Below are 11,702 nucleotides of genomic sequence, written 5' to 3'. Positions count from 1 at the left end.
TCACCAGCAACAGAGAGGGGAGCCACTGGCTCCCCTCTCTCGTTTATCTATCTGCCAAGGCTCACTGTGACTGGCGCGCCGCCACCGGCCACTGCAACCGCGCCTTGAGCAGAGTCTCCTGCCACAGGGGCCAAGAGAGCAGCGCCTGCTGATAGGCTCCGGCCTGACCGGGCAACTGGATGCCATAGCTGGCCAACCGATAGGCCATCACCGCATAGAAGGCATCGACAATGCCCGCCTCGCCAAAGTAGAAGGGGCCCCGCGCCTGCGACCAGCTCCCCTGCAAGCGAGCCAGCTCGCCGACCGCCTCCACCGGGGGATCGATACGGGTTGGCGCCGCAAGAAAGAAGGGGAGCAGAGAACGGATCTGCCGAAATCCCGCGTGTAACTCGGCGCAGAGACTGCGAGCCAGCGCCCGCTCGGCCAGCGAAACAGGATAGAGCTGGCGGTCGGGACAGAGCTCGTGAACATATTCGGCGATGGCCAGCGAGTCGTGAACCCGCACGCCGTTGTGTTCGAGCCAGGGCACCAGACCGGCCGGTGCCAGCCGCTTGAGCCGGGCCAGCGACTTGGCATCCTCCAGATCGAACACCTGCTCCTGCCACGTCAGCCCGCTCATGGCGAGCACCAGTGCAGCCCGCATCGCCCAGGTGGAGCCGGTGCCCACCGCCAATACCAAGGAACCCATTTGTTGCCTCCTGCATGAGTTGCCTGCGACCGGCCGATCTGCCCTGATGGCAAAACATCCGATGGTCGCTTCACATTTGCGCACCGGCGGGTTTGACCCTCTTGGTGAGCGATGCTAGTTTGATTTTTCAAAACAATCAGTTAGCAACAATGTGAGCCATTAACCGAAATATGGACAGCCAATTTACCATCGTCATCGCAGATGACCACCCCCTGTTTCGGGGCGCCCTTTACCAAGCGGTGCACATGGCCATCAACGACGCTCAATTGCTGGAAGCGGACTCCATCGACAGCCTGACCAGCCTGCTCGGCGAGCACCCCGAAGTTGACCTGTTGCTGCTCGATCTCAAGATGCCGGGAGCCAATGGATTCGAGGGGCTGGCCCACCTGCGCGGCCAGTATCCCGACCTGCCCATCGTGGTGGTCTCCGCCTCGGAAGATGCGGCCATCATCCAGCAGGTATTGCGGCTTGGGGCGCTCGGCTTTATTCCCAAGTCGGTACCGATGAAGGAGCTGGTCAACGCCCTCAATACGGTGATCGGGGGGGATAACTGGGTGCCGGAAGGCATCTCGCTCCATCCCGAATCGGAAGATGGCCCCGATTTCGCCAGCAAGCTGGCCAGCCTCACCCCCCAGCAATACAAGGTACTGATCATGCTGCGCGATGGCAGCCTCAACAAACAGATCGCTTGGGAGCTCAACGTCTCCGAGGCCACCATCAAGGCCCATATCACCGCCATCTTCAGAAAACTGGGCGTCAAGAACCGCACTCAGGCGGTTATCGCCCTGCAACAGCTCGATATCAAGGAGAGCTGAAACCCGCGCGCAGTGACTCGCGCGAGACGACATAGCCAGCCATGTTGGCTATTTGTTGCTCGACAATTAGCACGATCGTACTTTATGCTGCCAGCGCCAACGAGGAGATAATGATGAGCAAGGGGCGCCTGACCCGGGAAAACATTTTGCAGACTGCCTTCGAGCAGGCGAGCCAGCAAGGGCTGGAGAGCCTGACCATAGGCTCGCTGGCCAGCGCCTGCGAGATGTCGAAAAGCGGCCTGTTTGCCCACTTTCAATCCCGCGACAATCTGCAGATCGCCGTGCTGGAGTACGCCGCCGAGGTGTTCCGGCTGCGGGTGATCCAGCCGGTACGCCAGCAGGAGCACCATAGCCAGCACGACAAGCTGATCGCCCTGCTGCGTGCCTGGCAGGCTTGGAACCACTGCTTCGCCGGACGCTGCATGTTCCTCGACGCCTGGACCTCGGTGCAGGATGGCCATGAGCAAAAGAGCCCTGTGCAGCAAGCCGCCCGGCAACTGGTGCGCTTCTGGCTCGACTATCTGGCCCGTCAGGTAGTGCAGGGTCAGGCCGCAGGCGAGTGGCGACAGGAGATGGATCCCTGGCGCGCCGTTTACCGCCTCTATGGCCTCTATCTGGCGGATCAGGTGTTCAACGATCTCGAACTGTGTCAGGATCCGGCCCGCCACTTCTGGCCCGAGGTGGATGCTCTGCTCGCCAGCTGGCGCTGATGTTTTGGCATCCGTTCAACACTAATTTTTAAAAACCAACAAAAAAGCACGACCGTTCGCACATAAAAACCACAGGATGACCATGAGCAGCAAGATCTACTTCAACACCCGCCGCTTCAGCCCGAGCAAATGGCTGCTGGGGATCGGCACCCGGTTGCACCACAGACTCGCCCCCACCCATGCCAAGCGCACCGCCAGCAAGTTGCTGCTCACCCCCCAACGCAACCAGCGCGGTGGCCACGAACCAGCCGGTCTGGTGAAGCAGGCCGTCCATACCAGCGAAGGGGTATTGATGAGCTATCGGCTAGGTCAGGGGCCGCTGTGGCTGCTGATGCACGGCTGGTCCGGCAGCGCCAGCCAGTTCTATCCGCTGATGAGCCATATCGCTGCGCAGGGTTTCACCGCCATTGCCTACGATCATCCGGCCCACGGCCAGAGCGCAGGCAACACAGGCCACCTGCCCCGTTTCGTGCGCGCCTTCGACGAGCTGGCGACCAAGCTGGCCAGCGAAGTAGGCCCGCTGCACGGGGTCATCGCCCACAGCATGGGAGGCGCCGTCACCCTCTCCAGCCGTCAGGCGGGTATCGATACCCTGCCGCTGCTGTTGATTTCGCCGGTGCTCGACTATGTGCCCCAGCTCTACGGCATGGTGGCGCGCTCCGGCTACTCCATCCGGTTGTTCGATGCGGTGGTCAAGGAGATTGAGCAGGAGTACCAGCACCCCTTGAGCACGGTCGATCCACTGGGTCGCCTCGCCAGTCGCAGCGGCGCGGCGATAATCGTGCACGACGAGGAGGACAGATTTGCCCCGCACGGCGATTCCTTGAGGGCCAGTCAGGATGGTCATACCCGGCTGGTGAGCACCCGGGGACTGGGCCACGGTCGCATCCTCGCCAGCGCTCCGGTATTCGCCGCCTTCGATCAGCTGGCGCGACCGGAAAATCCTCACCGCGCCCTTTGACACGGGGCCATGAAAAAAACGGGCGAACGCCCGTTTTTATATTTGATACAGCGCCTTATAGTTAACTTGTCAGTGGGAACATTCTTGTCAGAACACGATAAGGCGCCAGCATATGGCCAGACCCAATACAGCGTTGTTGCTCACCGGTGGCGGTGCTCGCGCCGCCTATCAGGTCGGCGCCCTCAAGGCGATTGCGGAGCTCTACCCGCGCAATCTCGGCATCCCTTTTCCCATCCTTTGCGGCACCTCGGCGGGGGCTATCAATGTCACCGCGCTCGCCTGCTACGCCTCCTGCTTCCATCTGGGGGTGCGCAAGCTGGAGTGGGTCTGGCGCCGTTTCGAGACTCACCACATCTTCGATTTTCACCCGGGGCGCCTGCTGTGGCGGTTGATGTACGAAGGGTCGGCAGGGCTGATCAATCCCCACACCAACCACGCCTTTCACCTCTTTGACAACGCGCCGCTGCACCGCCTGCTGGATCAGCTCATCGACTATCACCGCATCGATGACAACATCCTCTACGGCAGTCTGGAGGCGCTGGCCATCACGGCATCGGATTACGATGACGGCCTCTCCACAACCTTCTTTCAAGGGCGAGCCGACCACCATCCTTGGGAGCGAGCCAGACGGCGCGGGGTACGCACCGTGCTTACATCTGAGCACCTGCTCGCCTCCTCGGCATTGCCCTTCGTCTTTCCGGCCACCCGGATCGGCGAGAAGTTCTACGGCGACGGATCCATCCACCAGCTGAGCCCGCTCAGCCCCGCCATCCATCTGGGTGCGGAGCGGATCCTGCTGATCACCCTGGATCCGCCAGCCCACTCGGCGCCGACCCATCACCACGGTCATCTCACCAGCTCCAATATCGCCAGCCATCTGCTCGATACCGTCTTTACCGACACTCTCAACTCCGATCTGGAGCGGCTGTGGCGCATCAACCAGACTCTGGATCTGATCCCTGAGCGGGAGCGCAATCGCCTCAAGCTGAAGCGGGTGGAGACCTGCGTGCTAAAACCGAGTCAGGATCTCGACACCATCGCACTGGCCTACCTGCGCAAACTGCCGCTAAAGTTGCGCCGCCTGTTGCGGGTGCTGGGTGTGAAGGGGGATGAGACCAGCAGTCTGGCCAGCTTTTTGATGTTCTATCCGGGTTATTGTCAGCAGCTGATCAAGCTGGGCTATCAGGACACCCTGAGGGAGCGGGAGCGCGTCGTCGCCTTCCTCGATATCGAAGGGCTACCAAAAGAGCGGGAGTAAAGGGGGCGGCCGATGAGTGCGAGGGGACTCAGCGCCCCTCCAGCAAACGCTGCTCCGCCTGCTCCATCGCCACCACGGTACCAAACAGGATCAGCCGGTCACCGGCCGCCAGCACCAGCTCGGGTCTGGGCTCCAGACTCTGATCCCCGCGCTGTACCTCCTTGATCCGCACCTCATCAAGCGGCAACTCGCGCACTTCACGGCCTACCGCCCACGCCTGATCGTGCAACAACAACGGATGGAGGCGTTCAAGCAGCTGATCTGCCTCCAGATTGCTGGCGCTTTGATCCCCCCAGTAGAAGCCGTGCAGGAAGCGATACTGGCTGCTGCGCTCCAGCTCCATCCGACGGATCACCCGGCCAATTGGGATATCGCAGTTGAGCAGCAGGTGGGAGACCAGCATCAGGGCCCCTTCCTGGGATTCGGGGATCACCTCAAACGCCCCCGCCTGCTTGTACTGCTCCAGAAAACTGTCATCCCGGGTACGCACCAGCACCTTGAGATCCCCCGCCAGTTCGCGGATCAGTGCCAGCATCGCCTCCACCCGCTTGCGATCATCGAAGGTGATGATCACCAGCCGTGCCCGCAGCAGCCCGGCAGCCAGCAGAATATCGCGGCGGCTGGCATCGCCGAAGGCCACCTGCTCCCCCGCCAGCTTAGCCTCGCTCACCCGCTCGGGGTCGAGATCGAGGGCCAGAAAGGGGATCTCTTCGATTTTGAGGAAACGGGCACAGGTCTGCCCGGCCCGGCCAAACCCGGCGATGATGACATGCTGGTTTTTGCTCAGGCCCGACTGGGCCACCTCGGAGCGGGTCAGCAGCGCCGGATCGGTCAGGCTGCGGGCCAGCGAATGGGCCTGGGTCACCAGCCAGGGGGTCATGGCGATGGAGATGATGCCGATGCCGATCAGCAGGGAGACCAGTTGCTGATCCAGCAAGCCGTGGTGGAGCGCCAGCGCCAGCAGCACGAAGCCGAACTCCCCCACCTGACTGAGCATGATGCCGGCGGCCATGCTGTCGCGCTTTCGCTCCCCCATCAGCCGCCCGGCCAGCAGCACCAGTAGGGATTTGCACAGCACCAGCAACACCACGCAGATCAGTACCTGCCACCAAGCCCGCGCCACCAGCTCCCACTCCATGGCCATGCCGATGGTGATAAAGAAGAGCCCCATCAGCACATCGCGAAAGGGCTTGATGTCTACCTCAAGCTGATGACGGTAGTGGGACTCCCCCAGCATCATCCCCGCCAGAAACGCCCCCAGCGCCATCGACAGCCCCAGCGAATGGGTCATGTAGGCGGCCAGCAGCGCCACCAGCAGGGCGCTCAGCACAAAAAGCTCGTCGGAGCGGGCCCGCGCCACCTCGTGAAACAGCAGCGGCAGCAACCACTTACCGACCGCCAGCAGAGTGAAGAGGGCAAACAGCCCCTTGAGGGTGGCCCAGGCGATCTCGGCGGCCAGGGCGCTCCCTTGCACTTCCGGCTGGGCGAGGATCGGGATCATCACCAGCAGGGGCACCACCGCCAGATCCTGAAACAGCAGCACGCTCACCCCCAGCTGGGCGCGGCGGGTGTGGAGCTGCTTCTGCTCGCCGAGCTGCTTGATCACCACAGCCGTGGAGGAGAGTGCCAACGTTCCCGCCACCACCAGCGACTGGGCCAGACCCAGCCCCCACCACCAGCCGATGGCGAAGAAGAGCAGTGACGTGAGCAGCACCTGCAACATCCCCACCCCCAGCACCAACCGACGCATCGCCAGTAATTTCGGCAGGGAGAACTCCAGCCCCAGCGAGAACATCAGAAAGACGATCCCCAGCTCGGCAATGGTCTGCATGATCGACTGGCCGGTGATCACCGCCAGCCCGTGGGGGCCGAGCAAGACGCCGGCAATCAGGTAGGCGAGGATGACCGGCAAGCCGAGGCGCCGGAAAGTTGCCACCAGCAGGACGGCGGCGAACAGCAGGATCAACAGATCGGTGTACAAATTTTCCTCTCCTTTTATCGACTTAAGCTTAGTCAGCCGATCTGGCGGGCAGGAAAGATATATTGGGCATGCCAATTGCAGGGAGGAGACAGTAGTCAGGTGTTACAGGTGGAAGACCATGGAAAATACGTCGTCACTTAATGGCTTTAGCCATGGCATCGAGCAGTGGGTTCGCCAGATGGAGCGGCTCACGCCGTTGCCCAGCGTTGAACGCAACCAGTTGCTCGAGCAGTTGTTGGGGCAGAGCGATCTCGGCGGTCTGCTGACAACTTTTGCCGATCGTGCGGCAAGAATTGTCAGGATCCACGGTCTCTACCTCGATTGTGGCCAGCCCCATGTGCTGATCCAGCACCCGCCGCTGGCCACCCTCAACCTGCACAACTATCCGTTCGAGCTGCGCGGCCAGCACGGCCAGCTGCTCGGCCAACTTCACTACGAGCTGGAACATCCGCTGAGCGGCAGTCAGCAACGGGCACTGATGCAATACCATCAGCTGCTCTGCCTGCTGCTCCCCCTCTATCTGCGGCTGGAAAAACTGGATCAGCTGGTCCGGCTCGATCACCTGACCGGCCTTGGCAACCGCTCCTACTTTGACGAGGCCATCGGCCGCGCCATCGAGCAGCACAGCCGAGAGCCCCACGGTCTGGTGCTGGTGCTGCTGGATCTCGATCGCTTCAAGCAGATCAATGACACCTGGGGCCATCCGGTGGGGGATCTGGTGCTGAGCCGCTTCGCCCAGCTGCTCAAGGGGTGTATCCGCAGCACGGATCAAGCCTTCCGGCTCGGGGGAGATGAATTTGCCCTGCTGCTGCAACCGGCCGAACCCGAGGCGTGGCGCCCGGTCTGGCTGCGACTGCAGCATATGTTGATGACCAACAAGGAGCTCAGCACCTTCTCGGTCGGATGCAGCCTTGGCGCCGCCAGCTGGCAATCCGGGGTCGATGTGCCGAGCCTCTACGAGGCGGCCGACAGTCACCTCTACGCCCGCAAAAAAGCCGGCAAGGCCAGCCCTAACGAATAATCCCGAACTCTTCTTTGCTCCGGCACATGCGCGCCATGTGACCGGAGCTTCTTTTTTTGGGGCTAATCCCCCCTCACACCGAGATCACCTCAGGCAAGATCCTGCTCGGGCAAAACCGGAGCTGCACCGCCCCCCTGCCAGTGACAGACCAGCCCGGCCCCCTGCGCCATAAAACCGTCGCAGACAAAGAGCCCCACCACCGCCGCTACCTGCTCGCCATAGTAGAGGATGGGGATGCGCCCCCGCTGCCACGAAGGCACGCCATACTCCTGCAGCAGCTTCTTCATCCGCCGACTGCCGCTTCGCCCCACCGGTTTGAGGGGGATCCCGGGCGCCACCTGAAAACGCACCGAGAGAGGCTCATCCGCTCGGGGGGAACGCAGCCGATCCTCGCCGTGCTCCGCAATGCGCACCACCAGCTCACCCAACCCGTCCGGCAGGGTCAGCGGCTCACCCACGGTCAACGGCAATACCTGATGGCAAGGTTGCAGATCAGGGCTCACCAGATAGAGCCGCTCCTGAAAACGGCGGCAGCTCTGGCGCCCCCAGTTGAGCTGGGGATTGGCATCGCCGCGCGCCAGCGCTACCTCCTGCCAGAGCCGGGCAAGCTGCTCACGGGATGGCATCTCCCCCCCCTGACGGCGGATCCAGTAGCGCAGCAGGTTGTTGCGCCGGGTGGGTGAAAGGGCGTGCAGCGGGCCGATATGGAGCGCCTCCCCCTCGCCCGCCAGCTGCCAGTCACTCTCTGCCAGTTCATCCAGCAGCGCCTCCTGCTCGGCGCACAGAGCCATGCTGCGCGCCGCGGTCTGGGCCATGGCGGGCCAGCGCGCCTTGAGCTGGGGGATAAGCGTCTGGCGCAAAAAGTTGCGGTCATAACTCACGTCCTGATTGCTCTCATCCTCCACCCAGCCAAAGGGGAGGCTCGCCGCCGCCTCGGCCAGCTCGGCACGACTCATATCGAGCAGCGGCCGCAGCAGCAGACCGCCAGCAAAGGGCTGGCTTGGCAGGATCCCCGCCAGTCCACGCAGACCGGCGCCGCGCTTGAGGGCCAGCAGCAGGGTCTCCAGCTGATCGTCCTGATGGTGGGCGGTGAGCAGCCACTCCCCCTCCCGCATCCTAGCTGTCAGTCGCTGGTAACGGGCGGTGCGGGCCTGCGCCTCCAGACTCTCGCCATTGCCGCGGATCAGGGTCACCCGCTCGACCAGCAGCTCCACCGCCAATTGCTGACACACAGCTTCACAATGAGCGACCCACTCATCGGCATGGGGACTGAGGCCGTGGTGCACGTGCAGGGCGCGAAGCGGCAGGCTGTGCTGGCGGGCATACTGCGCCGCCAGCACCAGCAGCAGGGTGGAGTCGAGGCCGCCACTGAAGGCCACCAGCAGACCGGTGGAACCTTCCGGCGCTGGCATAGTCAGACAAAAGCGAGAATAAAGATGAGAAATCATAGGCTTCCCCAAAACGGACCGGCCGATCTTAGCAGAGTCGGGCTTATCAAGCTGCAACCCTGCTGCTAGAGTGAGGCTCGCCCGCCCTCTCCACCAGGCTGACCGCAAGGCGGTCGCACAACCGGTTGGAGCAAGGAAGATGGGCAGGGAAGCAAACAACCCGAATTGGAATCAAACAAGATGAACAATAAGAAAAGCTTACTGGCTGGCCTGATTGGACTGGCCCTGCTGGCTGGCTGCAGTCAGGCACCGCAAGACGCCCCCAAACACTCCGGGCTGGCGCTGGCCAATATGGACACCCAGGTCAAACCCGGCGATGACTTCTTCCGCTACGTCAATGGCAAGTGGCTCGCCACCGCCAAGATCCCCGACGATCGTCCCGCCGATGGCGCCTTCTACATGCTGCGGGACAAATCCCTCGCCGATGTACGGGTGCTGGTCGAGGAGCTGGCCAAGCAGGAGGCAGCCACCGACACGCCGACCCAGCAGATCCGCGATCTCTACGCCAGCTATCTGGATCAGGCAGGCCGTGACGCCAAGGGGCTCACCCCGCTGGCACCGGCGCTGGCCGATATCGACCGGATCGGTGATCAGGCTGCGCTGGCCCGCGCCTTTGCCCAGTCGGGCCGCATGGGCGGCGGCGCACCGTTCGGCATCTGGATCGACGCCGATGCCAAGTCCCCCGACCGCTATGCGGTCTACCTCTATCAAGGTGGACTGGGGCTGCCGGATCGGGACTACTACCTCAAGCAGGATCCCGACAGCCAGGCCCTGCGCCAGAAGTACCAGCAGCACATCGCCGCCATGCTGAGCCGCCTCGGAGAGTCTGACCCGAGCGGCAAGGCCAAGCGGATTCTGGCCCTCGAAACCCGGCTCGCCACCATCCAGTGGGACAACGTCGCGCTGCGGGATCGGGAGAAGAACTACAACAAGCGCCCCGTCAGCGAACTGGCACGGCTCGCCCCCCATCTCGACTGGCAGGCTTATCTCAATGCCGCGGGCATCGCTGGCCAGCCGGAGCTCATCATCGGTCAGCCGACCTATCTGAGCGCGCTGGATCAGGTGATGGCCCAGACCCCCATCGCCGACTGGCAGGCCTACCTCAAGTGGCAACTGCTGACCGACTACGCCCCCTATCTCGACAGCGAGACCGACCGCGCCAACTTTGCCTTCTACGGCACCACATTGAGCGGCACGCCCAAGCAGCGCGCCAGCTGGGAGCGGGCACTCGGGGTGCTGAACGATCATCTGGGTGAAGCAGTCGGCCAGCTCTATGTGGCCCGCTACTTCCCGCCAGCAGCAAAGGAGCGGATGGAGCAGCTGGTTGAGAACCTGCGCACCGCCTACGGTCAGAGCATCAAGGAGCTCGACTGGATGTCGCCCGAGACCAAGGCGCAGGCACTCGAGAAGCTGGCCAAGTTCCGCCCCAAGATCGGCTACCCCGACAAGTGGAAGGATTACAGCGCCATCACCATCAAACCGGATGATCTGGTGGGCAACCTGCAACGCTCGCAAGCCTTTGAATACGCAGACAGTCTGGCGCGCCTCGGCAAGCCGGTGGACCGGGACGAGTGGCACATGTCGCCGCAGACGGTGAACGCCTACTACAACCCGAGCAACAACGAGATCGTCTTCCCGGCGGCCATTTTGCAGCCCCCCTTCTTCGACATGACGGCGGATGATGCGGTCAACTACGGCGCCATCGGCGGGGTCATTGGCCACGAGATGGGCCACGGTTTTGATGATCAGGGGGCCAAATCCGACGGTGACGGCATGATGCGCGACTGGTGGACACCGCAAGATCTCAAGGAGTTCCGCTTCCGCACCAGCCGTCTGGTGGCCCAGTACAACCGCTTCGAGCCCATCAACGGCCAGTTCGTCAACGGCCAGTTCACTCTGGGTGAGAACATCGGCGATCTGGGCGGTCTCACCATCGCCCACAAAGCCTACGAGCTGTCACTGGATGGCAAGGAGGCGCCGGTGCTGGATGGCTTCACCGGCGAACAGCGCTTCTTCCTCGGTTGGGCACAGGTGTGGAAGGGGATGTATCGCCCCGAGCTGATGCAGATGCTGCTGCGCTCCGACCCCCACTCGCCCCCCGAGTACCGGGTCAACGGCGTGGTGCCGAACATTCCCGCCTTCTACGAGGCATTCAACATCCAGCCGGGTGACAAGCTCTATCTGCCGCCCCAGAAGCGGGTGAAGATCTGGTAACAGCATCACGGCGGGCTCCCCGGGAGCCCGCACTCAAGAGACAGCAAGAGGTTGCAAGATGAACAGAGCATTGATGATGGCAGGGCTGCTGACCCTGCCGCTGGCGGCACAAGCCGAAGAGGGATTTAGCAAGCAACTGACCCTCCCCTCCGGGCAGGTGATCCGGGTGGCGCAGGGGGTGGGTGAGCCCGCCTCCATCGGCAGCTATGACGTGCGGCTCTATTCGGGCCAGAACGCCAAATTTCCACTGGATGAGTTTCAGGATGGCAAGGTGATGGCCCGCAACGGCTTTATCAGGGAGCTGAAACTGGTCGACTTGAATGGCGACAAGCAGCCCGAGCTGGTGGTCATCATCGAGAGCGCCGGTAGCGGCAGCTATCAGGATGCCGATGCCTACACCGTCAGCCCGCAAGGGGAGCTGGAGATCTTTAATCAGGTCAAGGAGCTGGAGCCCAAAGAGGATGTGGTCAAGGCGCTCAAAAGCCCGCAAGACTAAGCCCTCTCCCGACATCTGTGTCTAGTCCTGAAATAGGTTTACACATTTTCAACTAGCATTTCTCTACTCAGAACCCCCTATGTGCCGCATCGGGGGTTCTGTATTTCAAC

The 11,702-nt window shown here is 62.5% G+C and carries 10 protein-coding genes; 7 read left to right on the top strand and 3 right to left on the bottom strand.

Annotation, left to right across the window (positions count from 1 at the left end; translation table 11 throughout):
- Nucleotides 1-61: 61 nt before the first annotated feature.
- Nucleotides 62-688, bottom strand: coding sequence for a glutathione S-transferase N-terminal domain-containing protein (locus AB5Y85_RS03630; protein ID WP_257687147.1), 627 nt, complete (start codon nt 686-688; stop codon nt 62-64).
- Between the two features lie 170 nt (nt 689-858).
- On the opposite strand from AB5Y85_RS03630, the gene AB5Y85_RS03625 reads away from it, so the two are divergent.
- The 4 genes from AB5Y85_RS03625 (at nt 859) to AB5Y85_RS03610 (ending at nt 4,432) form a co-directional block, all read left to right on the top strand.
- On the top strand, nt 859-1,503 hold the full coding sequence (locus AB5Y85_RS03625; RefSeq protein WP_005338467.1) for a response regulator transcription factor: 645 nt from the start codon (nt 859-861) through the stop codon (nt 1,501-1,503).
- Nucleotides 1,504-1,616: 113 nt separating this feature from the next.
- Nucleotides 1,617-2,213 (top strand): TetR/AcrR family transcriptional regulator, encoded by a 597-nt coding sequence (locus AB5Y85_RS03620; protein ID WP_257687153.1) that lies wholly within the window; start codon nt 1,617-1,619, stop codon nt 2,211-2,213.
- An 82-nt stretch (nt 2,214-2,295) separates the two neighbouring features.
- Nucleotides 2,296-3,174 (top strand): alpha/beta hydrolase, encoded by an 879-nt coding sequence (locus tag AB5Y85_RS03615; RefSeq protein ID WP_236287164.1) that lies wholly within the window; start codon nt 2,296-2,298, stop codon nt 3,172-3,174.
- Between the two features lie 112 nt (nt 3,175-3,286).
- On the top strand, nt 3,287-4,432 hold the full coding sequence (locus AB5Y85_RS03610) for a patatin-like phospholipase family protein (RefSeq protein WP_005347843.1): 1,146 nt from the start codon (nt 3,287-3,289) through the stop codon (nt 4,430-4,432).
- Nucleotides 4,433-4,460: 28 nt separating this feature from the next.
- Here AB5Y85_RS03610 and AB5Y85_RS03605 read toward each other — a convergent pair whose 3' ends face one another.
- Nucleotides 4,461-6,413: a monovalent cation:proton antiporter family protein gene (locus AB5Y85_RS03605; protein ID WP_005338473.1), complete on the bottom strand. Its 1,953-nt coding sequence runs from the start codon at nt 6,411-6,413 to the stop codon at nt 4,461-4,463.
- 118 nt (nt 6,414-6,531) lie between these two features.
- Here AB5Y85_RS03605 and AB5Y85_RS03600 point away from each other — a divergent pair, with 118 nt between their 5' ends.
- Complete coding sequence (locus AB5Y85_RS03600; protein WP_257687148.1) at nt 6,532-7,434, top strand: GGDEF domain-containing protein; 903 nt, start codon at nt 6,532-6,534, stop codon at nt 7,432-7,434.
- A gap of 89 nt (nt 7,435-7,523) precedes the next feature.
- Here AB5Y85_RS03600 and tilS read toward each other — a convergent pair whose 3' ends face one another.
- Nucleotides 7,524-8,882, bottom strand: a complete 1,359-nt coding sequence (gene tilS / locus AB5Y85_RS03595) for a tRNA lysidine(34) synthetase TilS (protein WP_257687149.1) — start codon at nt 8,880-8,882, stop codon at nt 7,524-7,526.
- 180 nt (nt 8,883-9,062) lie between these two features.
- Here tilS and AB5Y85_RS03590 point away from each other — a divergent pair, with 180 nt between their 5' ends.
- Complete coding sequence (locus AB5Y85_RS03590) at nt 9,063-11,096, top strand: M13 family metallopeptidase (protein WP_257687150.1); 2,034 nt, start codon at nt 9,063-9,065, stop codon at nt 11,094-11,096.
- 58 nt (nt 11,097-11,154) lie between these two features.
- A complete protein-coding gene (locus AB5Y85_RS03585) occupies nt 11,155-11,592 on the top strand; it encodes a PliI family lysozyme inhibitor of I-type lysozyme (protein ID WP_257687151.1) in 438 nt (145 codons plus the stop codon).
- The last annotated feature ends 110 nt before the right edge of the window (nt 11,593-11,702 follow it).

The sequence above is a fragment of the Aeromonas sp. R3-1 genome (assembly GCF_040908345.1).
GTDB lineage: Bacteria > Pseudomonadota > Gammaproteobacteria > Enterobacterales > Aeromonadaceae > Aeromonas > Aeromonas veronii.
Note: the sequence above shows the minus strand (reverse complement) of the source record. Positions and strands in the feature narration are given on the sequence as shown.

Bases quoted from the DNA above. Each gene is read 5' to 3' on its own strand.
- AB5Y85_RS03630 (WP_257687147.1), bottom strand. From the start codon at position 688: ATGGGTTCCTTGGTATTGGCGGTGGGCACCGGCTCCACCTGGGCGATG.
- AB5Y85_RS03625 (WP_005338467.1), top strand. From the start codon at position 859: ATGGACAGCCAATTTACCATCGTCATCGCAGATGACCACCCCCTGTTT.
- AB5Y85_RS03620 (WP_257687153.1), top strand. From the start codon at position 1,617: ATGAGCAAGGGGCGCCTGACCCGGGAAAACATTTTGCAGACTGCCTTC.
- AB5Y85_RS03615 (WP_236287164.1), top strand. From the start codon at position 2,296: ATGAGCAGCAAGATCTACTTCAACACCCGCCGCTTCAGCCCGAGCAAA.
- AB5Y85_RS03610 (WP_005347843.1), top strand. From the start codon at position 3,287: ATGGCCAGACCCAATACAGCGTTGTTGCTCACCGGTGGCGGTGCTCGC.
- AB5Y85_RS03600 (WP_257687148.1), top strand. From the start codon at position 6,532: ATGGAAAATACGTCGTCACTTAATGGCTTTAGCCATGGCATCGAGCAG.
- tilS (WP_257687149.1), bottom strand. From the start codon at position 8,882: ATGATTTCTCATCTTTATTCTCGCTTTTGTCTGACTATGCCAGCGCCG.
- AB5Y85_RS03590 (WP_257687150.1), top strand. From the start codon at position 9,063: ATGAACAATAAGAAAAGCTTACTGGCTGGCCTGATTGGACTGGCCCTG.
- AB5Y85_RS03585 (WP_257687151.1), top strand. From the start codon at position 11,155: ATGAACAGAGCATTGATGATGGCAGGGCTGCTGACCCTGCCGCTGGCG.